Origin of the sequence: Prochlorococcus marinus str. MIT 1214 (genome assembly GCF_027359355.1) — a bacterium.
In the GTDB taxonomy this organism is placed as follows: Bacteria; Cyanobacteriota; Cyanobacteriia; order PCC-6307; family Cyanobiaceae; genus Prochlorococcus_B; species Prochlorococcus_B marinus_F.
The window spans coordinates 997,303-1,024,047 of record NZ_CP114777.1 but is presented as its reverse complement, the minus strand read 5'-3'; the positions used below and the strand labels follow the sequence as shown (position 1 = coordinate 1,024,047).

The following is a 26,745-nucleotide window of genomic DNA, read 5'->3' as shown; positions in this document are numbered from 1 at the left end:
TTTGAGGTTATATTTGCATCTATATATAGTTTTACTAGTTTAACTAGTATTTGTGAGATCTATGAAGCTCTTTTCGCGATTACTCTTGGTTCCTGCTGCGTTAGGCTTAATGGCTCCAATGGCTGTTGAAGCAGGAGGTGGCGATCATAAAGGTCATCATGATCACCATAGTAGTCATATGAATATGGGAGATTCATACCCCTCAACTATGTTTATGGGTAAGACGACCTTTGTTTTGGGTGGAGTAGATGGCGTGAGCGATTCTGGAATGGGTGGAATGGGTGGAATGGGTGGAATGTCTACTTCTGAGGAAAAGGATGGGACAGTTTTTCATTACGATACAAAGCTGATGTTTATGACCAGTTTTACTGGCCAAGACATGCTTAAGACTGCTGTTCGCGTAGGTAATTTTGGGATGATGGAGCCCTTCGGAATGATGGGTGAGGCAAGATTAGAGACTGCTTTTAGTAGTAGTGATTCGTTAGAACTTCACAAGGCTTATTACCAATTCCCTGTTGGAGACGATATTCAAGTAACTTTTGGCCCCAAGCTTCGTCAAGATGATTTACTTGGTGTGTGGCCAAGTGCTTACCCAGGCGATGGGGTTTTATTTGTCCTAAACCAGGCAGGAGCGAATGATACTTATTCCAAAAAAATGGGAGCTGGTGCTGGCATTACTTGGTCCCATGACAAATTAGTTGCTTCTGCACTCTTCGTTTCAGAAGACGCATCAAATTCTTCTATTGGGTTTTTAACTGATGTAGCCAAAGACCACCTAACAACTCAGTTGGCCTGGGTTGATGAGAAATTTACTCTTGCGGCTGCCTATACCCAAGCGGATAATGGGAATACTGATGATTCTCCTGACGCTAATGATTACTCTTCTTATGGAATTAGTGGTAGCTATAAATTTGGAGACGACTACAGCTTGAGTGCTGGTATTGGTTGGAAGAATCCTGAAAACGAGGATAGTCCTGATACTGCAATGAATAAGGTGGAGGATGGCAATACATGGTCTGTTGGCTTCCTATGGAATGATGCGTTTATTGAGGGGAATAAGTTTGGATTTGGCATTGGAACAGCCGAAACTCATAGAGATGACACTGGTTATGATGATCCTTTGGCTTGGGAAGCTTTTTATGATTTCATGGTGAACGATAGCGTCACAGTTACTCCAGCTATCTTTGTTATAGAGAAAGATGGTTGTGAAGACATTAACGGAGCTTTTGTAAAAACTACTTTCAAGTTCTGATACTAATTTTTGTTTTTCCCTCGATTAAGCTAATTGAGTAGTCAATATAAAAATTGCTAAATTACAGAGATTGAACTAATGAAGTGCTAAAACAATGAATTTTCATACATAGATTTCTATTAACAAATTTAAAAAGGGTTGAAATCTTATCAATGTCTAAGGCTCCTAAACATATTTTAATTCTAGTTTGTGCTTTTGTGGTTCAAGTTGTTTCTCAATAAGTTTTTGCATATGTTGAAGGCTTGGAATGGGGAATGGATCTTTCGAACGTCGAGAGTCATATCGGTACATCTTTGATGCCTATTAAGGAAAAATCAAATCAGAATTTGTTTACAGTGAAAAATATTCAATAATTTGGTTTACATGTAGAGGCTCATAGAGTTCGAATTGAAAAAAAGGATGGGATTAAGTCAACTTGCTTATGAAATCGACAACAACATGAGATAAGTCTTATCAGGACTCATGTATCGGTTTTGCCCTCCAGTTGGAACAAATGTTGATTTTGCAGAGATTTCTTATCAAGAACAATGGTTACAGCACACCATGGAGGGTGTGTTTGTCGCAGTTAAGAGCAATAACAGGCTATTTTTGCTTACTTATCCTCCATCTTTATTAGACCCCTCTTTTCTCTAAGAGAGATTTTTCAAAAGTTGTAATAACTAAACACTCTATACGTTGGTTTAGTAGTTTTTACCGAAGTTTGACTGCTGTTTCACGAGTTCGAAGAACTCCTGCTTCAAACTTGTATCGTGGCGAAAATCACCCCTAACGATTGAGTTGATCATGCTTGTTTCGGGTTCTTTTACTCCTCGCCATTTCATACAATAATGTTGCGCTTTAACTAGAATTGCTAGACCTTTGGGTTCGCATAATCGTTCTATTTCATCAGCAAGAATCATTACGGCTTCTTCTTGAATATGTGGTCTAGAAAAGACCCAATCAGCTACTCTTGCAAACTTAGAGATTCCAATAACTTTTTCTCCAGGTTTTATTCCTATCCAGCAATCACCAAGAATTGGAACAAAGTGATGAGAACATGCAGATCGTACAGTAATTGGTCCAAGTGTATAAATTTCATCTAAATTTCTGTCATTAGGGAAATTAGTAACCTTGGGTTGAGGGTGATATCTGCCTTTAAATACTTCATTTAGATACATTCTCGAAACGCGTTCTGCAGTTTCTTGAGTATTGTGGTCATTATCAACATCAATCAATAAAGTTTTCAGTAATTCTCTAACTCTTGTGGCAACTTCTCTCTCAAGAGTTTCTAGTTCACCAGGCTGAATGAAATCGGAAATATTATCATTTGCGTGGAATCTGGCTCCATTTGCTTGTATACGTTCGCGAATTATTTCTGAGACTAATTTGCAAGAAATTTGATCTTTTAAATTATCCTTAACATTCTCATTAGGAGCGGTAGAAGTCATAACCTTTATTTGTAAGGGTAAAAACCGGTGACATACATTTAGAGCGCTAAGACCCTAACATATCGAGATCACTTTCGTTATGAACAGAATACCTAGGCGCTTTTCTTTGAATCATTGGTCACAGTTATTTTCTAGGGGAAAAGTCTCAGTTATTTCAGTAGTTATCTTTGTTTTCATTAATGAAGAAATATCTTAAAAAGTGGTTTTTGAGCTGATCTACTTACAGGAAACTTCTCTCTAAAGCCATTTAATAACTTTATGCCGATGAGTGGAATTGAACCACCGACCTACTGGTTACGAATCAGTTGCTCTCCCCCTGAGCTACACCGGCATTAGAATTAAATTATCATCTTTTGATTTGTTTTTTGAATTATCCTAATAAGCCTGGATCTAGCTTGGATCCAAATTTAAGAGATCGACTTTTGAAAGAGTCAAAAAATCCTTATCGGGGATTAAGAAGAGCTGTTTGGATAGCGCTTTTCGGGTCAGCTGCTCTAGGATTTTTTATTATGGTTACTAATATTATTGGGGGAGATACTGTCTCTATTAATGATCTTGCAATCCAAACCTCAGCACTATTAATTCTTGGTTTTTTATTATTTAAAGATAGAAATAAACAAGATGATGATTAGTTTTTTGATTTAAATGATTAAAGTGATTCAGATTTTTATTGAACTAAGTAGCTAAGTTAATTAGTCAATTTTCTTCTTTGAGTTACAAGCTTAAAGGCTTCTATTTGATCACCTTCTTCCCAGTTAGCGAAGCGATCACATCCAATTCCACATTCGAAGCCTGTTGATACATCTTTCACATCATCTTTATTTCTTTTCAGTGAATCTAGATCGCCTTCAAAAACGATTTGTTTTCCTCGTTTGACTCTGGCTCGACAATTCCTTTGTATTTTTCCATTTGTTACATAGCAACCAGCAACGGCACTTTTGCCAATTGAGAATATTGCTCTAACTTCAGCAACACCTAAGGCTTCTTCTATCATTTCTGGTTCTAGAAGACCCTCCATGGCTAATTGGATATCTTCTAAAAGCTTATAAATAACCTCGTAATCTCTTACGTCAACACCATTCGCATCAGCAGCGCGCTTGGCACCCGATGCCATTGAAGTATTGAATCCAACGATGACTGCACCAGAGGCCGCTGCTAAGTCAACATCAGTTTCAGTAATTTCACCAGGAGCTGATAGCAATACCCTTACTTGGACTTCGTCTTTAGGAAGCTGCTCTAAAGAACCAAGTATTGCTTCTAAGCTTCCTTGCACATCAGCTTTGAGGATGATATTTAATTCTTTCAATTCTCCCTCACTTGCCTGGCCGGAAATCGAAGAAAGTGATACTCGTCTGGATGCCATTTGCTGAGCAAGTCTTACTGCCCGAGCATCTGATGCACGTTCTCCAACAACTGCTCTGGCAGCCTTTTCATCTGGGTAAACCTCGAACTCATCACCAGCTGTTGGGACTTCACTAAATCCAAGTGCTTCTACTGGACATGATGGACCTGCCTCTTTGATTCGTGATCCATTTTCATCTACCATAGCCCTTACTTTTCCCAGCACTGGTCCAGCTGCAACTACATCTCCTGAGTTAAGAGTACCGTTTTGCACCAGTAATGTTGCAACTGGTCCTTTCGCTTTATCTAAGTGTGCCTCTATAACCGTACCTTTTGCCAATCTATCTGGGTTGGCTTGTAAATCTTCTACTTCAGTTACAAGCAAAACCATTTCTAAAAGTTTATCTATGTTTTCACCTTTGATGGCACTAACGGGAACCATTACTACGTCTCCTCCCCACTCTTCAGATAGTAAATCCTGTTCTGATAACTCTTGTTTTACACGGTCGGGCGAAGAGCCTTCTTTATCTATTTTATTAATTGCTACGACAATGGGGACTTTTGCTGCTCTTGCATGGCTAATAGCTTCAAGGGTTTGAGGCCTAACACCGTCATCAGCAGCTACCACTAAAATCGCAACATCTGTAACCCTTGTCCCTCTAGCTCTCATTGCTGTGAAGGCTTCATGGCCAGGAGTATCAAGAAAAGTTAGTTTCTTAGTTGATCCATCATGTTCAGTCTCAATTTGATAAGCACCAATGTGTTGAGTGATACCTCCAGCTTCTCCTGCTGCGACCCTTGCTTTTCTAATCGCATCTAGTAAAGATGTTTTCCCATGGTCTACGTGACCCATCACAGTAACTACGGGAGGCCTTCTGATTAAATGTTTCAAGTCTCCCTCTTCAATCATCTCACCAGTCTTCTTCGCAGCCTCTTCAACATCGTCTTGCAGTACGGGCACACCGAATTCCTCAGCAACTGTTTCGATTGTTGCTAGATCTAGTGATTGAGTGACAGTGGCAGTAATACCTTTAAAAAATAAGGATTTTATAATCTCAGAGCTTTCAACACTCAACATGTCAGCAAGTTCTTGAACTGTGAGATTGTCTTCAGGAACAACAATCATCTCAGGTCTTACAAGTTTTGCTTCTCTTGCGGCCCTTAATTCCATGGCACGTCTACGTTGTCTTTGACGAGTTGTTTCTTTCTTACGTTTTTTTAGAGCGGTTAAAGGCTTGCCATTGTTTCTTTTCCCAGATTTAGGCTTCGATGGTCGAGCCAAGCTTGCTGAAAGAACGACTGCTTGTTGTTCTCCTGCAAATCCACTCGTCTCTGCAGTTAGTGCATCATCATTTTCCCCAATGATGTGGACTTTTTGACGTTGCTTTTGAGGCGATTTATTTCTTAAAGCATCGAGTTTTGCACTGTCATCCCAATCAGGTCTGCCTGTCCTTCTTGGAGCAGCGGCGGAACCACCGGGCCTATGAGCTGGCTTTTTAGGAGCTGCTGGAGTTGGCCTATTAACAGGTGGCCTTGCTCCTCCAGTTGAGTTTTCTCTTTTGGGTCTAGGACTCGTTGGAGAATCCGACTTTCTTTGAGGAGCACTAGGCCTGGCTTGTGGCTTTTGCAGTTGCATCAATTCGCTTGGTGCAACTGGTTTTCTCATGCCAGATGGAACACCTGGACGATTATTTGCACGACTTGGCCCACCAGCTGCTCTGCTAGGGACTCCAGGCCTATTTTGTCCACCGCCTCGATTTAGAGATCCAGAACGAACTGGTGCTCCAGCTCGATTATTAGACCCTGGACGATTTTGAACTTGAATAGGTCGATTGGCTACTCCACCTCGACTAGGACCTTGCCGATTTGGCGCCCCAGGGCGACTTGCTCCTACTCCTGCTCTGTTATTAGGAACAGGTCGATTAGATAATCTTTGACGATTTGCAGATGCTGGCGGGTTTGGCGCTCCAGGTCTCGCTGGAGTTAATGGTTTGTTTTTTGCTTCATTAGTCTGTGGTTTATTTATAGGTTTCTCTCTCCTTATAGGGGCACCTACAAGTTCAAGGGTGTTTCCTTTTGTTGGGGGCTGAGGTGTTCTTGAAGGATAATTTTGTTTGTTTTGACTTTTGATTTTTTGAAAATTCCCTGAACTAATCTTCTGAGAAGAAATACCACCTTGATTAATCCTTCCTTTTTGTTTTTGGTTATTAGGGTGTTTTTTATCTTGAATATTTATTTTTGGTCTACTTGGAGGCGCTAGTGGTCTCTTAGGCTCTTGACGATAAGTTGGTTGCGGTTTATTAACTGATTTTTCTGATTCAGAACTTTTTGGTTGATTTATGAATTTCTTATCTTTTTTTGGTTCGCCAAGAGGAATTCCTTTCTCAGCTTGAATCAAGGGTTTAGATATAGTTGGTTTTACTTCTTCTCTTCGCTTAGGAGGCAGGGGTTTATTTGGTTTAGAGGGTTCTTTTATTTGTTGTTGTGCAGGAAATGTATTTTTTAAAGTTTTTTGCTTATTTGCTTGAGTAGATTGTTGAGTTTTAACTAATGTTTGACTTGGCTGTAAAGGTACATTTAACTTCGCCTTGGAGAGCTCTGAAGGATCAGGAGAGTTTTGCTTAAGTTCAGGTCTCTGATTTTTTTGAGTTTTACCAGCGCTTTTTTTAACTGAAAGAATTTCCTTGTCTAATTTTTTACTGGGCTTGCTGGCCGTTCTTCCGTTATTGTCTTTTTTTAGAAAATCTTTAATTTGATTTGCCTCAAGACTGCTAATAGAACTGCTATGGCTCTTTGCTGCTATGGCAAGTTTTCGAGCTGCGTCTAGCACATCTTTATTGTCAAGGCTTAAGTCCTTGGACAATTCATAAATTCTGATTTTGCCGCTGCTGGTCATTAATGTTGTGCTTGAACTTTAGATTTGGTTTTTGAGTTGACTGAGTTCTCTTTATTAACATCATGCCTCAGTATCTGAATCAATGCAGGCATTAAGTTGTTTTTGGAGCATTTTGAAAACGCTTGAGTGAATATCACTTCTCAAAGCTTTTTGTAATCGTTTACGTTTCAAAGCCTCTTCAAAACATGATTCAGTTGGACATAGATAGGCTGATCTTCCCATTCCTCCTGAGAGAACTACTCCATTCTGAAAATCTTTAGTAACTTTCAAAAGACACTTGCGATCAAGAACTTTTTTGCAAGCTACGCATCTACGCAGAATGGGACTTTCACTCACCGGGTTCCTTCCTCTTTTATAACTATTTTATCCTCATCAGTAGCCGCTTCTTCGATTGTTTCTTCAATATCAATTTCATCAACTTCAGTTCCTGTTCCATCTGTATCGATATTTGATAATAGTTCATCTTGAAAGTCTTCTTCATCTTCTGGTAACGGATAAAGCTCTCGTAAACGAGCATCTTCTTCAGCTCTAGCTGCTTGTTCTGCCTCTAATCTCTGCTCAGCATCTCTCTGTAAAGACTCTTCTTCTTCCCTTTGTGAAATTAATTCTGCAACCTCAGAATCTTCAGCTTCTTGATCATATTCTTGGGAATTTTTAATATCTATTTTCCAACCCGTCAGCCTTGCAGCAAGTCTTACATTTTGCCCTTCTCTTCCAATGGCCAAGCTAAGTTGATCTGGAGGAACAAGTACATGGGCATGCTGACCTTCTGGATCCACAAGTCTTACCACTTCAACTCTTGCAGGACTTAATGAATTACAGATGTATTGAACAGGGTCAGCAGACCAACGAATTACATCTATTTTTTCTCCACGAAGTTCATTGACTACTTGTTGAATTCGAGAACCTCTAGCACCAATGCATGCTCCTACAGGGTCCACCTCTCTTTCAATACTATCAACAGCTACTTTTGTTCTGGGGCCCACAGCTCTTGAGGGTGGATTTGCTTCACGAGCAACAGCAACAATTCTCACGGAACCTTCTTGAATTTCAGGAACTTCATTTTCAAATAGATAGACAACCAGTCCAGCATTTGATCTGCTTACAAAAAGTTGAGGCCCTCTTCTAGGGATTTCACTGACTTCTTTAAGGAATACTTTAAATGTTGCATTTGCTCGATAATTATCATTTGGCAATTGATCTCTTCTTGGGAGCTCTGCTTCTACCTCTGGTCTTCCTAACCCTGAACTTACTGCCATGATTACTGATTGCCTTTCAAATCTTATAACTCTGGCAGTTAAAACAGGATCCTCAAGATCAGCAAATTCCTCTTGAATCATTCTTCTTTGCTGATCTCTCAATTTTTGAGCTAAAACTTGCTTGGTTGTAGAGGCAGCCATTCTTCCAAAATCTTCTTTCTCTGGAGTCACATCAAGGACAACGGTATCTCCTACTTGAGCATCATCAGCAACTTGCATAACTTCAACTATTGCTATTTGATGATCTTCACTCTCAACTTCTTCAACTATTATTTTACTAGCTAAAACTCTATAGCCTTCCTCTTCTAAATCTAAACCAACATCAAAGTTACTAAAATAATCTTCTTCGAAGGGATCTTCACTGATACCTAAATAAAGCGTTCTTCGGTATCGTTCATAACCTTTTAGAAGTGCTTCTCTCAAAGCAGCTTCGACAACTTGTGATGGAAGTTTTTTTTCCTCACTTATGTCTTCAATTAAGTTATTTAAGCCTGGGAGTAGAACAAGAGCCATCGATGATGGGATATAGAGATGAGAATGATTGGGTTAGATAGTTGATATCTAGATTTTAACCAGAGGGTGTTGTGAGTCGGACTTGAATAATGTCCTCTACTGGGATTCGCTGAGTTTTGCCTTTTTGATTTATTTGAAGATCATTATCTGTCCTTTTTAGAAGCAAACCAGTTGTTTGTTGTTCAATTTTTTTTAAATCCTGATAAGTAACTTCAATTGGAAAACCTTTAAAAACTTGAAATTCATTTTCTTTAGTTAAGATTTCACCAATTCCCTCGCTGCTGATTTCTAAAGTGAAAGCTTGATTAAGGATTGAAGAACCTTGAATAACTTCATCTATGTGTTGACTGAGAATTGAGCAGTCCTCAATAGTGACTTGCTTTTTAGGATTTTTGTGTCGGATATTTACCTGAATTGATAAGGGATTGAGATGAGTAAACATCTTAAAATCCGTTACATCAAAGCCATGATTATTTGCTGACTTTGTTGTGATAGCTTTCAATTCTGTAACGGTTTGATTAGCCAAAAAACAGTTTCTAAGTCGGGCAGAAGCCCGAGCGGTTTGAGTTTTGACCCACCCCTATTTAAAGAGGTACCGTCAGGCAATTAAATATTACTAGATAAAGGTTTCGGTTACCTCTAAAATCAGTTTCTTCTTATTTTGCATTGATCCACTTTATTGTTCTGGAAGGATATATTCGTTATGTTCCGACTAAAAAACTTAGAAACTATGAGGAGATTGAGCAATATTTTTTTCCTTGCTTCGATCATTTTTTGCCTTTTGTTTGGACCAATACCTATTTTCGCTTCAGAGGATTTTCAAGTAATTGAATCTCATAGTTTTGTTGCCAATGTCGCTAGTAAGGTTTCACCATCGGTCGTCAGGATTGATATTGAAAGGGAAATTCAAACTGATGAATTTGAATCTGATCTATTGGATCCTTTACTTAGAGATCTTCTAGGGGATTTGGGGACTTTCCCAAAGAAAGAGAGGGGTCAGGGTTCGGGGGTGATAATTGATAATTCTGGATTAGTTCTCACTAACGCTCATGTGGTGGAAAGAGTTGATAATGTGATAATTACTCTTCAAAATGGTAATCAGGTGGATGGGAAAGTTCTTGGAACAGATCAAGTTACTGACTTGGCTTTGGTAAAGATTAAAGAGTTTTCTGGGATAGAAAGTGCAAAATTAGGAGATTCAGAAAATATTCAAGTTGGTGACTGGGCAATTGCTCTTGGAACTCCTTATGGCCTTGAAAGCACTGTCACGCTTGGAATAATCAGTAGTCTTCATCGAGATATCAATTCACTTGGTTTCTCAGATAAGAGATTGGATTTAATTCAAACTGACGCAGCAATAAACCCTGGCAATTCAGGAGGACCATTAATAAATTCAAATGGAGAGGTTATTGGTATAAATACTCTTGTGAGATCAGGCCCAGGGGCTGGGCTTGGATTCGCAATTCCAATCAATCTTGCTTCAAAAGTTTCGAATCAACTGCTTGCTAATGGAGAAGTTATTCATCCATATATAGGGGCTCAGTTGGTTTTATTGAATGAAAGAATAGCTAAGAAACATAATCAAGATCCGAATGCATTAATTTTTTTGCCTGAACGTTCAGGAGCACTTGTTCAATCTGTTATCCCTCAAAGTCCAGCGGAGGAGGGAGGTTTAAGAAGAGGTGATCTTGTAATTAATGCAGGAGGGGATCAGGTTGATGATCCTAGTTCTTTACTTATGCAAGTTGAGAATGCTGAAATAGGAAAGCCTTTCAAATTGGAAGTTCTCCGCAATAATAAAGAGATTAATCTTTCTATTAAGCCTGCTGCTTTACCTGGAATAAACTAAGAAGCTTGCTACTGTCACTCGAAAAGGAACTACTAATGGATCTCCAAAACCAGATGAAACAAGCAGTCGCTAAAGCTGCTGTAGATCAAATTAAAAATGGGATGATTCTTGGCCTTGGCTCTGGTTCTACTGCAGCTTTAATGATTGAAGCTCTTGCTGCGAAAATAAAATCAGGGGAAATTAAAGATGTTGTTGGAGTGACTACATCCTTTCAGGGTGAAGTTCTTTCTTCTGAATTAGGAATACCGCTTAAATCTCTTTCCTCTGTATCAGAAATTGACCTTGCAATTGATGGCGCAGATGAAGTCGATCCCAAATTTCAACTAATTAAAGGTGGAGGAGCTTGTCATGTACAGGAAAAACTTGTTGCTGCATTGGCTAAAAAATTTATAGTTGTTGTTGATTCAACAAAACTTGTCAACAAATTAAACCTTGATTTCAAATTACCAGTTGAGGTTCTTCCATCTGCCTGGAAACAAGTACAAAAAACATTAATAAATCTTGGAGGAGAAGGAAATCTAAGGATGGCCCAGAAAAAGGCTGGACCTATAGTTACTGACCAGGGCAACCTGATACTTGATTTCACTTTTAGGAACGGTATTGATAAGCCTGAACTATTGGAGAGTCAAATTAACAATATTCCGGGTGTCCTTGAAAACGGTCTTTTTGTAAACCTGACCGATGAAGTATTAGTTGGAAAAGTAGAAAATGGCGAAGTGGCTGTTGAATCACTTAATAAGATTTAGAATCTCTAATTCGGATTGATTCTGCGTGACTATGCAATCCTTCGCTATTTGCTAAATGCACAACTGCATTTTTATTCTCATTAAAGGCTTCTTCTGAAAAATCTATTAGTGAAGTATTTTTCATAAAAGTTTCAACCCCAAGAGCACCAGCAAATCTTGCGGTCCCTGAAGTGGGAAGAGTGTGATTTGGCCCCCCAAGATAATCTCCAATAGCCTCTGGACTCCATGGCCCCATAAATATTGCCCCAGCATTCTGGATGCTTTCTGATAATTTTTTTGGTTCCTCTACAAGTAATTCAAGATGTTCTGGAGCGAAAGTATCACTTAATTTTGCACAAGTTTCTAAATCATTACAAAGGACTATTAACCCCCAGTTTGAAATTGATTCTTGGCATATTTTCAATCTTGGATGATTAATTAATTGTCGTTCAATTTCCGCTGGTAATCTTTCCGCTAATTTTTTGTTAGTAGTTATTAGTATTGCTGAAGCTAAAGGATCATGTTCCGATTGAGCTAGCATATCTGATGCGACATGTTCTAATTTTGCTGATTTATCAGCGATTATTAGGATCTCACTTGGACCAGCTAAGGAATCAATTCCTACCTTTCCATAAACTTTTTTCTTTGCCAAAGTTACATAAATATTTCCTGGTCCAGTAATTACATCTACTTTTGGAATTGATTCAGTTCCGAAAGCAAGTGCGCCAATGGCTTGGGCGCCTCCTATACAGAATACTTTGTTGATACCTGTAATATGTGCTGCGGCTAGTACGGTTGGGTTTAACTCCCCTTTAGAGTTGGCAGGAGAAACCATGATGGTTTGATTAACTCCAGCAACATAAGAAGGAATGGCATTCATTAACACAGTGCTTGGATAGGCTGCTCTTCCTCCAGGAACATATATTCCAGCTTTTTTAACAGGATTCCATCTTCGTCCTAGTGATTCACCATGAGGGCCGGTATAAGTGATATTTTTTGGAACCTGAAGACTATGAAATTTTTCAATTCTTTGTTTTGCTAATAAAAGTGAATCTTGTAACTCCTTAGGAGTTTCTTTCCAAGCTTTCAGCATTAAATCTGATGAAATTTGAAATTTCTCTGCTAAAAACCCATCAAAGCGAGAAGTGTATTCCTTAAGCGCCTCATCCCCCCTTTCACTGACGTTTTTAAGAATTTCGTCAACTACCTTTATAGCTTGATCTTGAATGGTTCCAGATGTTCTATCAGTAATTTTTTTGAGTTCAAGCTTAGCTTGATCAATATTAATAGCTGTTTTTATGGTCAATTTCTTTGACGGGGTTTCTTGAACCTCATTTTTATTAATTATTTGCTTCATGAACTTTTGGCTATCGGTTCAATTTGATTATCTTATGCCTTAATTTTGAATTATGTAGATCTTCTTCATGGTCTTGAGGTAGTGTGGATTAACATAAGACTAAAACACTAAGCCTCCGTGGCAAATACCAACTCAGCTAAAAAGCGAATTCAAATTGCGGAACGTAACCGCCTTGAAAACAAAAATTACAAATCTACAGTGCGCACTTTGATGAAGCGATGCTTTGTAGCTTGTGACATATTTGAAAAAGAGCCTGGCGATGAATCCAAAGCAGATCTTCAAAAAACATTTAATTTAGCTTTTAGCAAAATTGATAAAGCAGTTAAAAAAGGTGTTTTGCATAAAAACACAGGAGCTAATCAGAAATCCAGACTTAGCGTTGCGCTTAAGAAAGTTTTGAAAGAAGTTGTTTGAGAATCAATAATCTAAGATTTAATATTGAGAGAGAATTTTAATTTTCACCTTGAGCGATTCCAAAAGTTCAATAATTGATAGTCACTGTCATATCGTATTCTCTAACTTTAATGAAGATAGAGAAAAGGTTGCAGAAAGGTGGAGGGCGCAAGGTGTTACAGCTTTATTACATGCTTGTGTAGAACCCTCTGAAATCCCTGCCATTAAATCAATAGCTGATCAATTTCAAGAAATGAGGTATTCAGTCGGTGTCCATCCATTGGATGTACAACATTGGCGACCTGAAACTGTCAGTATTTTAAAAAAAGCAGCTCTTGATGACAGACGAGTTGTTGCCATAGGAGAATTAGGACTTGATCTTTTCAAAGCAGAGAATTTGAGTGAGCAGCTTTCAATTTTAATTCCGCAATTAAACTTGGCTTTTGAATTGAATTTACCAGTCATTGTTCATTGCAGAGATGCTGCAAAAGAAATGTTAGAAGTTTTTTCTAAGCTTTCTCAACATGGTTGCTGTCCAAGAGGAGTTATGCATTGTTGGAGTGGAAATGTCAAAGAGATGAGAGAGTTTCTTGATCTTGGCTTTTACATAAGCTTCAGTGGAAATGTAACTTTCAAAAACGCTATTGATATCCATGAATGCGCCAAAGAAGTGCCGCAAAGTAGATTTTTGGTAGAAACCGATAGTCCTTTCTTGTCACCTGTTCCTCATAGAGGAAAAAGGAATGAACCTTCTTTTGTAAAACACGTGGTAGATAAACTTTCGGAGATTAGAGGTGAAAGCTTTTCCGAAATTGCTGAAAAAACTACTCAAAATGCAAGAGAATTGTTTGCGTTGCCTTAAATAACATCATTTCCTCTAGTTAATTCTCTTGTTTGAGTGTAGAGTTATTTATTGTCTTGCTTAGGCGTGGTATCTGCGCTTAAACCTTTAAGGTTCTACCTTTTGAGTCAGTTTGTTCGTTGATTAAGTAAATTCAATTTCAAATCTCAATCTTTTAAGGGATTGTTTTTTGTTTTTTTTCTTAGTAAAGATCATTTTTCGACCTAAAGGACAAGACATTAACCCCGTCCTCTAAATATAAACGCAGGTTCTCGAATGAGCAGAAGCGCGATTCAGGTAGCCAAAGCAGCTACATATCTGCCTGATCTGGTTGAGGTGCAAAGATCAAGTTTTAAGTGGTTTTTGGATAAAGGCTTAATAGAAGAATTAGACAATTTTTCTCCCATTACTGACTATACCGGTAAGCTTGAATTACATTTTATAGGAGCAGAATATAAGCTTAAGCGTCCTAGGCATGATGTAGAAGAAGCAAAAAGAAGAGATGCAACTTTTGCTTCTCAAATGTATGTTACTTGTCGTTTGATAAATAAAGAAACCGGAGAGATTAAAGAACAAGAAGTTTTTATAGGTGAACTACCTTTAATGACTGAACGTGGAACTTTTATAATTAATGGTGCAGAGAGAGTAATAGTTAATCAAATCGTTCGAAGTCCAGGGGTTTATTTCAAAGATGAACAAGATAAAAATGGTAGACGAACTTATAACGCAAGCGTTATTCCTAATCGAGGTGCATGGCTAAAATTTGAAACTGATAAAAACGATTTGCTACATGTTCGTGTAGATAAAACACGAAAAATCAATGCTCATGTCTTAATGAGGGCAATGGGTTTATCAGATAATGATGTTATTGATAAATTACGACATCCTGAGTTTTATAAAAAGTCAATTGATGCTGCAAATGAAGAAGGAATAAGTTCAGAAGACCAAGCTTTGTTAGAGCTTTATAAAAAGTTAAGACCAGGCGAGCCTCCCTCAGTAAGTGGTGGTCAACAATTACTCCAAACAAGATTTTTTGATCCTAAAAGATATGACCTAGGAAGAGTTGGCAGATATAAAATAAATAAGAAATTACGCTTAACTATTCCTGACAATATAAGAACACTTACAAACGAAGATGTTCTTTCAACTCTAGATTATTTAATCAATTTAGAACTAGATGTTGGGGGAGCAACCTTGGATGATATTGATCATTTAGGTAATAGAAGAGTGAGGTCAGTAGGAGAACTTTTGCAAAATCAAGTTCGCGTTGGTTTAAACAGACTGGAAAGGATCATTAAAGAAAGGATGACTGTTGGAGAGACAGATTCTCTTACTCCAGCTCAATTGGTAAATCCAAAACCTTTAGTTGCAGCAATAAAAGAATTTTTTGGTTCAAGTCAATTAAGTCAATTTATGGATCAAACCAATCCATTAGCTGAATTAACTCATAAAAGACGAATCTCTGCTTTGGGACCAGGAGGTTTAACTCGTGAAAGAGCTGGTTTTGCAGTTAGAGATATCCATCCATCTCATTATGGAAGACTTTGTCCAATTGAAACCCCTGAAGGACCTAATGCAGGTTTGATTAATTCTTTAGCAACTCATGCACGAGTAAATGAATACGGTTTTATTGAGACACCATTTTGGAAGGTGGAAAATGGAAGATTAATTAAAGAAGGTGATCCTATATATCTTTCAGCAGATTTAGAAGATGAATGTCGGGTTGCTCCAGGTGATGTGGCTACAGACGAAGAAGGACAAATCCTGGCAGAACTTGTTCCAGTTAGGTACAGACAAGATTTTGAAACAGTTTCTCCTGAGCAAGTCGATTATGTACAACTTTCACCTGTTCAAGTTATTTCTGTAGCAGCATCGTTGATTCCATTTTTGGAGCACGATGATGCTAATAGAGCTTTGATGGGTTCTAATATGCAAAGACAAGCAGTTCCTCTTTTACGCCCAGAAAGACCTTTAGTTGGTACAGGTTTAGAGACTCAAGTTGCCAGAGACTCTGGCATGGTTCCAATTTCAAAAGTAAATGGAACAGTGACTTATGTTGACGCGAACGCAATTGTAGTAACTGATGAGGAAGGCAATGACCACACTCATTACTTGCAAAAATATCAGAGATCTAATCAAGATACTTGTTTAAACCATAGGCCTATAGTTTTTAATGGTGACCCGGTAATTGTTGGGCAAGTCTTAGCTGATGGTTCAGCATGTGAGGGAGGAGAAATAGCCCTTGGCCAAAATGTATTAATTGCATACATGCCGTGGGAAGGTTACAACTACGAAGATGCAATTCTCGTTAGCGAAAGGTTAGTTAAAGATGATCTATATACTTCCGTCCATATTGAAAAATATGAAATCGAAGCTCGTCAAACAAAGTTAGGCCCTGAAGAAATAACTAGAGAAATCCCAAATGTTTCAGAAGAAAGTCTAGGGAATTTGGATGAAATGGGAATTATTCGAATAGGGGCTTTCGTTGAGAGTGGAGACATTCTTGTGGGGAAAGTAACCCCTAAAGGAGAATCAGATCAACCTCCTGAGGAAAAACTTTTAAGAGCTATTTTTGGAGAAAAAGCAAGAGATGTCAGAGACAATTCTCTTCGAGTACCTTCAACCGAAAGAGGACGAGTAGTTGATGTCCGAATCTATACAAGAGAGCAAGGTGATGAGCTACCACCTGGAGCAAATATGGTTGTTAGAGTTTACGTTGCGCAACGCAGAAAGATTCAGGTTGGAGATAAAATGGCAGGTAGGCATGGGAATAAAGGGATTATCAGCAGAATACTGCCCAGAGAGGATATGCCTTACCTCCCTGATGGCACACCTGTAGATATATGCCTTAATCCACTAGGAGTTCCAAGTCGAATGAATGTAGGGCAAGTCTTTGAACTCCTAATGGGTTGGGCTGCCTCAAACCTCGATTGTAGATTAAAAATTGTCCCTTTTGACGAGATGTATGGACCAGAGATGTCTAATCAGACTGTTCAAGCCTACTTGAAAGAGGCGGCAAAACAACCAGGTAAATCATGGGTTTACAACCCAGAGGACCCTGGGAAGTTGCTCCTTACAGATGGTCGAACAGGGGAACCTTTTGATCAACCAGTTGCTGTAGGATACGCCCATTTCCTAAAACTTGTACACCTAGTAGACGATAAAATACATGCTCGATCTACAGGTCCATATTCTTTGGTTACTCAACAACCTCTTGGTGGAAAGGCCCAGCAAGGTGGACAGAGGCTGGGAGAAATGGAAGTATGGGCACTTGAGGCTTACGGGGCTGCATACACTTTGCAAGAACTTTTAACTGTTAAGTCTGATGACATGCAAGGTCGTAATGAAGCTCTTAATTCCATTGTAAAAGGAAAACCAATTCCAAGGCCTGGTACTCCAGAATCATTCAAAGTGTTAATGAGAGAACTTCAGTCATTGGGATTAGATATTGGGGTTTATACAGATGATGGGAAAGAGGTTGATCTAATGCAAGATGTAAATCCTCGTCGAAGTACGCCAAGTAGGCCTACTTATGAATCATTAGGTAAAGAATACGAGGAGTAATCGTCTCAATCGAAACAAACATCTAACACCTTAATTTCTCATGACTAATAGCAATCTACGTACAGAAAATCATTTTGATTATGTCAAAATCAAATTAGCTTCGCCTGAAAGAGTAATGGAATGGGGGCAAAGAACTTTGCCCAATGGCCAGGTTGTAGGGGAAGTAACTAAGCCTGAAACAATAAATTATCGAACATTGAAGCCGGAGATGGACGGATTATTTTGTGAAAAGATTTTTGGTCCATCTAAGGATTGGGAATGTCATTGTGGGAAATATAAAAGAGTTAGACATCGTGGAATTGTCTGTGAAAGGTGCGGTGTTGAAGTGACAGAGAGTCGGGTAAGAAGGCATAGAATGGGATTTATTAAATTAGCAGCCCCCGTATCGCATGTTTGGTATCTAAAAGGTATTCCTAGCTATGTAGCTATTTTGTTAGACATGCCTCTTAGAGATGTTGAGCAAATTGTTTACTTTAATTGTTATGTAGTTTTAGATATCGGAGATAGCAAAGATCTCAAATATAAGCAGCTATTAACAGAAGATGAATGGCTTGAGATTGAAGACGAGATTTATGCTGAAGATTCAACTATTGAGAACGAACCTATTGTTGGGATTGGTGCAGAGGCCTTAAAGCAATTACTTGAAGATATAAACTTAAAAGAAGTTGCAGAGCAATTGCGAGAAGAAATTTCAACAAGCAAAGGTCAAAAAAGGGCTAAACTTATCAAAAGACTAAGAGTAATAGATAATTTTATTGCTACAAGCGCAAGCCCAGAGTGGATGGTTTTAGATGCGATACCTGTAATACCTCCTGATTTGAGACCAATGGTGCAATTAGATGGAGGTAGATTCGCTACCTCAGATTTAAATGACTTATACAGGAGAGTAATCAATAGGAATAATCGTCTTGCTCGTCTTCAGGAAATATTAGCCCCAGAGATAATAGTTAGAAATGAGAAAAGGATGCTACAAGAAGCTGTAGATGCTCTTATTGATAACGGTAGAAGGGGAAGAACTGTTGTAGGTGCAAATAATCGTGCCTTGAAATCATTAAGCGATATTATCGAGGGTAAACAGGGTAGATTTAGGCAGAACTTGCTTGGGAAAAGAGTTGATTATTCAGGTCGTTCAGTAATAGTAGTTGGCCCCAAGTTAAAAATGCATCAATGTGGATTGCCAAAGGAAATGGCAATAGAGCTTTTTCAACCTTTTGTAATTCACAGATTGATTCGTCAGAATATTGTTAATAACATCAAAGCAGCAAAGAAATTGATCCAGAAAGCCGACGATGAAGTAATGCAGGTACTTCAGGAAGTTATAGATGGTCATCCTATCCTGCTTAATCGTGCTCCTACTTTGCACCGATTAGGCATTCAAGCTTTTGAGCCTAAACTAGTTGCTGGACGAGCCATACAGCTACATCCATTGGTTTGCCCGGCTTTTAATGCTGATTTTGATGGAGATCAAATGGCTGTTCATGTACCTTTAGCGATTGAGGCACAAACAGAGGCAAGGATGTTAATGCTAGCCAGTAATAATATTCTTTCTCCCGCAACTGGGGATCCAATTGTTACCCCATCTCAAGATATGGTTCTAGGCTCCTATTACCTAACTGCAATTCAGCCTCATGCAAAACAGCCTAAGTTCGGAGATCATGCACATACATATGCATCACTTGAAGACGTTTTACAAGCTCTTGAAGATAAAAGAATAGATTTACATGATTGGGTTTGGGTTCGATTCCCTGGTGAAATTGAGGATGAGGATGAGCGTCAGGAACCACGTAAGTCGGAGACCTTGCAAGATGGTACACGTATTGAGGAATGGACATATCGACGTGACCGATTAGATGAAGATGGAAGTTTAATTAGCCGTTACATTTTGACTACAGTTGGCAGGGTCGTAATGAACCATACAATCATTGATGCCGTAGCAGCCACCTCGTAACTCTTAGAACAAATTACCTTTTTTCTTGAATAGCTTTTTGTTATGACTTCTTCTTCTCCTAAAACTCGTAAATCCTCTACTAAATCTAAAGCAAAAAGAGGATCTAAAGCAAAGAAAGCTGCAGCGACGAAAGCTGTTCAAAGACTCTCTAAAACTCCACCACCCTTTAGAAACAAAGTAGTTGATAAAAAAGGTTTGAAAAATTTAGTCGCATGGGCATTCAAGCATCATGGAACTGCCGCAACTGCTGCTATGGCAGACAACTTGAAAGATCTAGGTTTCAGATATGCAACCCAGGCAGCAGTTTCAATTTCTGTTGATGATTTAAAGGTTCCAGAGGCTAAGCAAGATTTACTCGGTCAGGCTGAAGAACTAATAACTGCTACAGAAGAATGCTATAGATTAGGCGAAATAACTGAGGTCGAGAGGCATACAAAAGTTATAGATACTTGGACAGAGACTAATGAAAGATTAGTTGATGCAGTTAAAAAGAATTTTAATCAAAATGATCCATTGAATTCTGTATGGATGATGGCTAATTCAGGAGCAAGAGGAAATATGTCTCAGGTTCGTCAACTTGTTGGGATGAGAGGATTAATGGCTAATCCACAAGGTGAGATCATTGACTTGCCAATACGAACCAATTTCAGAGAGGGCCTAACGGTAACTGAATATGTCATTTCCTCTTATGGAGCGCGTAAAGGTCTTGTTGACACTGCTTTGAGAACTGCTGACTCTGGATATTTAACTAGACGCTTGGTTGATGTTGCTCAAGACGTAATTGTTAGAGAAGAGGATTGTGGTACTACAAGATCAATTTTAATAAGTGGAGAGGATGGAAAATTTGGTAATCGGCTCGTTGGACGCTTGACATCCGAGCAAGTAGTTAACGCAGACGAACAAGTTTTAGCTGAAAGAGATACTCCCATTGACCCTCAGCTATCTAAGAAATTTGAACAATCAAATATTCAAGGTGTCAGAGTTAGATCTCCTCTTACATGTGAGGCGACCAGATCAGTTTGTCGTAAATGTTATGGTTGGGCGCTGGCGCATAATCAACTCGTTGATTTAGGGGAAGCAGTAGGTATCGTTGCGGCTCAATCTATTGGGGAGCCAGGCACCCAATTAACTATGAGGACTTTCCATACTGGCGGGGTCTCAACAGCGGAGACTGGTGTTGTGCGCTCCACTGTCTCAGGAAAAGTTGAATTTGGATCAAAGGCAAGAGTAAGAGGCTATAGAACACCACATGGTGTTGAAGCTCAGCAAGCAGAAGTTGATTTTAATCTAAGTGTTGTACCAGCAGGTGGTGGTAAATCTCAAAGAATTGATATACCTATGGGTTCTCTACTTTTTGTAGACAATGGCCAAAATATTGATATAGATGTGACTGTCGCTCAGATTGCTAGTGGTGCCGTTCAAAAGAGTGTTGAAAAGGCTACCAAGGATGTGATTTGTGATTTAGCTGGACAAGTTAGGTATGAAAAAATTATTCAACCCAGAGAGGTTACTGATAGACAAGGAAATATAACTCTTAAAGCTCAACGACTTGGTCGGCTTTGGGTGTTAGCTGGAGACGTATATAATTTACCTCCTAATGCTATGCCTGTTGTTTCTGGCAATGTTTCTGTCAATGAGGGACAAGTTTTAGCTGAAGCTAGCCAGGCAAGTGAGTTTGGAGGTGAAGTAAGACTCAGAGATTCTATTGGTGATTCCAGAGAAGTTCAAATAGTAACAACGTCGATGACTTTAAAGGATTTTAAATTATTAGAAGAGAGCACTCACTCTGGTGAAATATGGCATCTTGAAGCAAAAGATGATACTCGCTACAGATTGAATACTATCCCTGGAAGTAAAATTGGGAATAATGAGGTAATAGCTGAGTTGGCAGACGATCGGTTTAAAACTGAAACAGGTGGACTGGTTAAATATGCTCCTGGGTTGACAATTAAGAAAGCTCGTTCTGCAAAGAATGGGTATGAAGTTAGCAAAGGTGGCACTCTTTTATGGATTCCTCAAGAAACTCATGAGATCAATAAAGATATTTCGTTGTTGATGATTAAAGATCGTCAATGGATAGAGGCAGGAACTGAAGTTGTCAAAGATATTTTTAGTCGAACTGCTGGAATAGTTACCGTTACTCAGAAAAATGATATCCTTAGAGAAATCATAGTTAGAAGCGGTACTTTTAAACTATGCAAAGAGAATAAAGCACTTGATAGGTTTGAAGGTGATGGACAAATAGTTAATCCTGGTGAAACTATTGCGAAAGGGATTAAGACTGATTCGATGGTAATGGTTCAATCAGTTGAAACACCAGAAGGTAAAGGCCTTCTATTGAGACCTGTAGAGGAATTTACTATTCCTGATCAAGCACAATTGCCCGAGTTAGAGCATGTTAAACAACCTATAGGCCCATCTCTAGGAATAAAAGCGTCTCAAAGACTTGCTTATAAGGATGGTGAGCTTATTAAGTCTGTTGAAGGTATTGAGTTACTTAAAACACAACTGATGCTTGAGACATTTGATACGACACCACAGATGACGGTAGACGTAGAAGTTACTCAAGACTTGAGTTCAAAGAATACTGATAGATTAAAATTAGTTATTCTTGAAAGTATTTTAGTTAGAAGAGATACAACCTCTGATTCAAGCCATGGTTCAACACACACAGAATTACAGATAGAAAATGCTCAAATTGTTAAGGCTGGAGACGTTGTGGCCACAACTCAAATTTTATGTAAGCAAGAAGGAATTGTTCAACTCCCTGATGCTCTTGAGGGTGATCCAGTTCGAAGACTTATCGTCGAAAGAGATGAAGATACAATAACAATTGATTCGAAAGGAACTACTCTTTTGGAAGTAGGGCAAAGAGTAGTAGATGGAGACTTTGTCTCAAAAGATCAACCAATAGGTGCTTGTGGGGAAATCGAGAATATTGATGGAAAGAGAGTTAAGTTGCGCCTTGGTAGACCTTATATGGTCTCACCAGATTCAGTCCTTCATGTTCGTGATGGTGATCTAGTACAACGAGGCGATGGTTTGGCTTTATTGGTTTTTGAAAGACAAAAAACAGGGGATATTGTTCAAGGTTTACCAAGGATCGAAGAATTACTTGAAGCTCGTAGGCCCAGGGATTCAGCTATTTTGTGTAAAAAGTCTGGAACAGTAGATATAAAAAAAGGAGATGACGATGATTCTTTAGTTGTATCTATTATCGAAGATAATGATGTAATTACTGAATATCCAATTTTATTAGGCCGTAATGTAATGGTTCGAAATAGCCAACAAGTGGTTGCTGGTGAATTCTTGACTGATGGCCCAGTTAACCCCCATGAACTTTTGGAATGTTTCTTTGCGGACTTGCGCGATAAAAAACCTCTAATGGATGCAGCTCAGGAGGCTATCGCTAAGCTTCAGCATAGGATGGTGAGTGAAGTGCAAAATGTTTATAAATCTCAGGGTGTAGCCATAGATGATAAACACATAGAGGTAATAGTTAGACAGATGACGAGTAAAGTGCGAATAGAAGATGCAGGTGATACGACATTTTTACCCGGAGAGTTGATAGAACTTAGGCAAGTTGAAGATACGAATCAGGCTATATCCATAACTGGAGGTGCTCCCTCGGAATTCACTCCTGTGCTACTTGGAATTACAAAGGCGTCACTTAATACTGATAGTTTCATATCGGCTGCTTCATTCCAAGAAACAACTCGAGTTCTTACCGAAGCGGCTATTGAAGGCAAGTCTGATTGGCTTCGTGGACTTAAAGAAAATGTAATTATTGGTCGCCTCATACCTGCTGGGACAGGTTTTAGTGGCTTTGTTGAAGAGTTAAATGCTGAAGCAGGTCCTCATCCAGATATTCTGGCAGAAGACCCAGCTGGTTATCGAAGGATACAAAACCTTAGGCCTGACTATACTGTTGACATGCCTTCCTCCCCGGTTGCGAAGAATACTTCTGTTCTGGATGATCCAAGTGAAGAGGATTTAGAGGCAACTAGAAGTAGACATGGAATTGATCCAACAACGAGTAATTTTGCTGCATTTGCTCGCCCAACCGGTGATGATGAATCACCTGAAGACCAAATGCCAGACCCTGCTGCATTAGAAGGCTTGCAAGAAGAAGGCTTACTTTCAGATGAATAAATCAATTCTTCTACAATTTTCTTCTAAACTTTCTACTATTTAGTTCTTCCTTTAAAAGTCCATCGATGATTGATCCACCCCTAGTTCCCAAGCGTAAATTGCCTCGCTATGGCTTTCATACACATACTGAACGAGTTAATGGTAGATGGGCAATGATTGGTTTTATTGCATTAGTTCTTTTGGAATTTAAATTGGGACATGGCTTAATGAATTGGTGACAAAACTTCCTAGACTATCAAGTAATCGATCCTTACTTGGCTTAAGTTCGGAAGACCTTGAAGATTTTGCTCGTCAGGAAGGTGAAAAAACTTTTCGTGGAAAGCAGCTTCATGAATGGATTTATCAAAGAGGGGCAAGAAGCTTGGATTCAATAACTGTGCTTCCAAAAAAATGGCGAGATTCATTAGAGAGTAAAGGAATAAAGATTGGAAGACTGGATGAAATAAACAGAGTGGTAGCGGAAGATGAGACTTTGAAATTATTGATGGGAACTTTTGATGGAGAGATTATAGAAACAGTCGGAATTCCAACAGATAAAAGACTTACTGTTTGTGTCTCAAGTCAAATTGGCTGTCCTATGGGTTGCAAATTTTGTGCAACTGGGAAGGGGGGACTCAATAGATCTTTAAATGTTAATGAGATAGTTGATCAAGTTATTAGTGTTGGAGAGACAATGAATAGGAGTCCCACTCATGTCGTATTTATGGGTATGGGCGAGCCACTTCTAAATATTCGCAATGTTTTGGACTCGATTGAGTGTCTCACGAATGATATTGGTATTGGTCAAAGGAAGATAACTGTTAGCACTGTTGGAATACCCAATACTCTCCCAGATTTGGCGAAATTAGCTCAAGCTCGTTTAGGAAGAGCTAAATTCACTCTTGCAGTAAGTCTTCATGCACCTAATCAGAAGTTGCGTGAATTAATAATTCCCTCGGCGAGTTCTTATCCAATTAATTCATTACTCAAAGACTGTAAAAAATATATAGAATTGACTGGCCGACGAGTAAGTTTTGAGTATGTCCTTCTTGGAGGGGTGAATGATAAAGATATTCATGCAGAGCAGTTGGCTGATCTGATGAGAGGTTTTCAGAGCCATGTTAATTTGATAGCCTATAACCCAATTGCTGAAGAGAACTTTAAACGACCAAGTCAATCCAGAGTTAATGGCTTTAGGGAACTTTTAGAAAATAAAGGAGTTGCTGTCAGTGTTCGTGCAAGTAGAGGTAGAGATAAAGATGCGGCATGTGGACAATTAAGAAGGCGAGCAATGGATAAAATAAACATTAACTAGGCATGAAATATATATAACTTATGCGCTGTTATGACATTTATTGATTGGGTTATTTTATTTGTTTATCTGATCTTTTCCTTGGTATTAGGAATGTATATATCTCTAAAAAATCAAAATGAAGCAGACTATTTTGTTGCTGGTCGTCGTCTGAATGGTTTGCTTGCAGGGATGTCTATGGCTGCGACAACTTTCTCAATTGATACACCTCTTTATGTGGCGGGTATTATTGGGACTAGAGGCTTAGCTGGGAATTGGGAATGGTGGAGTTTTGGACTTGCACATGTCGCTATGACAGTTATATTCGCTCCACTCTGGAGGCGTAGTGGAGTATTGACTGACGCAGCCTTTACTGAACTACGTTATGGGGGGCGAGCTGCAGCCTATCTAAGAGGCATAAAAGCTTTTTTACTTTCTGTTCCAATCAATTGCATAGGAATTGGTTATGCTTTCTTAGCAATGCGGAAAGTGGCTGAATCATTCGGCGTGGTAGATGGACATAGTGTATTTGGGATCATTACTGACACGATACTTTTAATGATTTTAGTTGCTTTGTTTTTGCTTATTTACACAGTACTAGGTGGGCTTTGGGCAGTAGTGGTTAATGATTTTGTACAACTTATATTAGCTCTTATAGGCGCGTTTGCTGTTTGCTTTGTAGCACTTGATGCTTCAGGTGGTATGACGGATTTATTAACAAAGTTAGAGGAATTAGATCGACCTGAGCTCCTTTCTATATTTCCATGGACGTTAACTAATGATGGTTTGAGTTGGTTGGATAGTTCAGGAATAACGATTACTACTTTTTTCGCTTTTATTTCTTTACAGTGGTGGAGTTTTAGACGTAGTGATGGTGGTGGAGAATTTATCCAACGTTTGTTGGCTACTAAGGATGAAAAACAAGCAACTTTGGCAGGAATAGTTTTTTTAATTGTTAATTATCTTATTCGTAGTTGGCTTTGGGTTTTAGTTGGTTTGGCTGGTTTAGTCCTCTTGCCTCAACAAACTGACTGGGAATTAAGTTATCCAAACCTCGCTGTTACATATTTGCCACCTGTTGGACTTGGCTTGGTCGTGGTTTCATTGGTTGCTGCATTTATGAGTACTGTAAGTACTTCGATTAATTGGGGGGCAAGTTATCTTGCTCATGATCTGTATAAAAGATTTGTTAGACCATCGGCTGGACCTAGAGAAATGATTTTTATTGGTCAGGTCGCGAGCATTTTGTTGCTTCTAATTGGAGTAATCACTGCTTTATTTAGTAACAGTATTGGCTCAATGTTTAGACTTGTGATTGCAATAGGTACAGGTCCAGGCGCTGTTCTTGTGCTTAGGTGGTTTTGGTGGAGAGTTAATGCTCTAGCGGAACTTTCCGCAATGCTGAGTGGTTTTTTTCTAGGCTTAATCACCTCAGTTTCTCCCTATTTTATAATTGAAGATTTTGGAAAAAGACTTTTATTTACTACTTCATTTACAGCTGTGATTTGGTTGCTTACTTTATTCTTCACTGAGCCAGAGTCTGAGGAGACACTCAATAAATTTGTGATGCAGGTCAACCCACCTGGACCTGGTTGGCAAAAAATAAGGAAAAGTCTGAATATTAATCCAGTTGATAATTTTTCAGTGCTTGGATCTCGCTTCGTTTTAGGCTCAGGCATTCTTTATAGTGGATTAGTTAGTATCGGGGCTTTCTTATTACATCAAGAAAGGAGTGCTTGGATTTCGCTTTCCATTGCTGTAAGTTGTGTTTTTTTAATGAAGAAAACAAAACTAATAACTCCAAAAGTTGACCCGCGATAGCCAAATGGTCAAAATTTAGAGCAGAATATAATTCTAATTAGTTTGTAACTTTGGGTTTTTTACGAACAACTCTTTTTCCTATTTTAATTGTTGCTCTTTTTGCTGTTGCTTTGTTCGCTGTCAGTGCTCGAATATGG

The 26,745-nt window shown here is 38.8% G+C and carries 18 protein-coding genes and 1 tRNA gene; 12 read left to right on the top strand and 7 right to left on the bottom strand.

All coding sequences use genetic code 11. The features are described from left to right. Positions 1 to 61: 61 nt before the first annotated feature. Complete coding sequence (locus O5639_RS05910) at positions 62 to 1,252, top strand: hypothetical protein (protein ID WP_269623653.1); 1,191 nt, start codon at positions 62 to 64, stop codon at positions 1,250 to 1,252. Positions 1,253 to 1,932: 680 nt separating this feature from the next. Here O5639_RS05910 and folE read toward each other — a convergent pair. Both folE and O5639_RS05900 read right to left on the bottom strand, forming a co-directional pair. After that, positions 1,933 to 2,679 carry a GTP cyclohydrolase I gene (folE, locus tag O5639_RS05905; protein WP_269623652.1) on the bottom strand — a complete coding sequence of 249 codons (747 nt, stop codon included), beginning with the start codon at positions 2,677 to 2,679 and terminating at the stop codon, positions 1,933 to 1,935. A 259-nt stretch (positions 2,680 to 2,938) separates the two neighbouring features. Beyond that, positions 2,939 to 3,010: transfer RNA gene (locus O5639_RS05900), tRNA-Thr, on the bottom strand. A gap of 34 nt (positions 3,011 to 3,044) precedes the next feature. Here O5639_RS05900 and O5639_RS05895 point away from each other — a divergent pair. Beyond that, positions 3,045 to 3,311, top strand: a complete 267-nt coding sequence (locus O5639_RS05895; protein ID WP_269623651.1) for a DUF3493 domain-containing protein — start codon at positions 3,045 to 3,047, stop codon at positions 3,309 to 3,311. A 56-nt stretch (positions 3,312 to 3,367) separates the two neighbouring features. Here the strand turns inward: O5639_RS05895 and infB are convergent, their stop codons facing one another. Genes infB through O5639_RS05875 form a run of 4 tightly spaced genes read right to left on the bottom strand, consistent with a single transcriptional unit; the run spans position 3,368 to position 9,214 of the window. Further along, positions 3,368 to 6,916, bottom strand: coding sequence for a translation initiation factor IF-2 (gene infB / locus O5639_RS05890; protein WP_269623650.1), 3,549 nt, complete (start codon positions 6,914 to 6,916; stop codon positions 3,368 to 3,370). 60 nt (positions 6,917 to 6,976) lie between these two features. After that, positions 6,977 to 7,252, bottom strand: coding sequence for a YlxR family protein (locus O5639_RS05885; RefSeq protein ID WP_269623649.1), 276 nt, complete (start codon positions 7,250 to 7,252; stop codon positions 6,977 to 6,979). Further along, positions 7,249 to 8,688, bottom strand: a complete 1,440-nt coding sequence (gene nusA, locus O5639_RS05880) for a transcription termination factor NusA (protein WP_269623648.1) — start codon at positions 8,686 to 8,688, stop codon at positions 7,249 to 7,251. Before nusA ends, O5639_RS05885 begins: the two co-directional genes overlap by 4 nt. A 55-nt stretch (positions 8,689 to 8,743) precedes the next feature. Beyond that, positions 8,744 to 9,214 (bottom strand): ribosome maturation factor RimP, encoded by a 471-nt coding sequence (locus tag O5639_RS05875; protein ID WP_269623647.1) that lies wholly within the window; start codon positions 9,212 to 9,214, stop codon positions 8,744 to 8,746. 204 nt (positions 9,215 to 9,418) lie between these two features. On the opposite strand from O5639_RS05875, the gene O5639_RS05870 reads away from it, so the two are divergent. Both O5639_RS05870 and rpiA read left to right on the top strand, forming a co-directional pair. Then, a complete protein-coding gene (locus O5639_RS05870; RefSeq protein WP_420063654.1) occupies positions 9,419 to 10,537 on the top strand; it encodes a trypsin-like peptidase domain-containing protein in 1,119 nt (372 codons plus the stop codon). Between the two features lie 35 nt (positions 10,538 to 10,572). Next, positions 10,573 to 11,283, top strand: coding sequence for a ribose-5-phosphate isomerase RpiA (gene rpiA / locus O5639_RS05865; protein WP_269623645.1), 711 nt, complete (start codon positions 10,573 to 10,575; stop codon positions 11,281 to 11,283). Here rpiA and hisD read toward each other — a convergent pair. After that, positions 11,270 to 12,619, bottom strand: a complete 1,350-nt coding sequence (gene hisD, locus O5639_RS05860) for a histidinol dehydrogenase (protein WP_269623644.1) — start codon at positions 12,617 to 12,619, stop codon at positions 11,270 to 11,272. The two genes, rpiA and hisD, sit on opposite strands and share 14 nt — an antisense overlap. 117 nt (positions 12,620 to 12,736) lie before the next feature. Between hisD and rpsT the strand changes: the two genes are divergently transcribed. The 8 genes from rpsT (at position 12,737) to O5639_RS05820 (ending at position 26,608) form a co-directional block, all read left to right on the top strand. Further along, positions 12,737 to 13,033: a 30S ribosomal protein S20 gene (rpsT, locus tag O5639_RS05855; protein WP_269623643.1), complete on the top strand. Its 297-nt coding sequence runs from the start codon at positions 12,737 to 12,739 to the stop codon at positions 13,031 to 13,033. 49 nt (positions 13,034 to 13,082) lie between these two features. Further along, on the top strand, positions 13,083 to 13,874 hold the full coding sequence (locus tag O5639_RS05850; protein WP_269623642.1) for a TatD family hydrolase: 792 nt from the start codon (positions 13,083 to 13,085) through the stop codon (positions 13,872 to 13,874). A gap of 255 nt (positions 13,875 to 14,129) precedes the next feature. Beyond that, positions 14,130 to 17,417, top strand: a complete 3,288-nt coding sequence (rpoB, locus tag O5639_RS05845) for a DNA-directed RNA polymerase subunit beta (RefSeq protein ID WP_269623641.1) — start codon at positions 14,130 to 14,132, stop codon at positions 17,415 to 17,417. A gap of 40 nt (positions 17,418 to 17,457) precedes the next feature. Beyond that, positions 17,458 to 19,365, top strand: a complete 1,908-nt coding sequence (locus O5639_RS05840; protein WP_269623640.1) for a DNA-directed RNA polymerase subunit gamma — start codon at positions 17,458 to 17,460, stop codon at positions 19,363 to 19,365. Between the two features lie 42 nt (positions 19,366 to 19,407). After that, positions 19,408 to 23,517, top strand: a complete 4,110-nt coding sequence (locus tag O5639_RS05835) for a DNA-directed RNA polymerase subunit beta' (protein WP_269623639.1) — start codon at positions 19,408 to 19,410, stop codon at positions 23,515 to 23,517. A 65-nt stretch (positions 23,518 to 23,582) separates the two neighbouring features. Then, positions 23,583 to 23,735, top strand: a complete 153-nt coding sequence (locus tag O5639_RS05830; RefSeq protein ID WP_011295358.1) for a high light inducible protein — start codon at positions 23,583 to 23,585, stop codon at positions 23,733 to 23,735. Beyond that, positions 23,732 to 24,811 (top strand): 23S rRNA (adenine(2503)-C(2))-methyltransferase RlmN, encoded by a 1,080-nt coding sequence (rlmN, locus tag O5639_RS05825; RefSeq protein WP_269623638.1) that lies wholly within the window; start codon positions 23,732 to 23,734, stop codon positions 24,809 to 24,811. The genes O5639_RS05830 and rlmN overlap by 4 nt, the downstream gene beginning before the upstream one ends. 30 nt (positions 24,812 to 24,841) lie before the next feature. Beyond that, a complete protein-coding gene (locus tag O5639_RS05820; protein ID WP_269623637.1) occupies positions 24,842 to 26,608 on the top strand; it encodes a sodium:solute symporter family protein in 1,767 nt (588 codons plus the stop codon). Positions 26,609 to 26,745 lie beyond the last annotated feature (137 nt).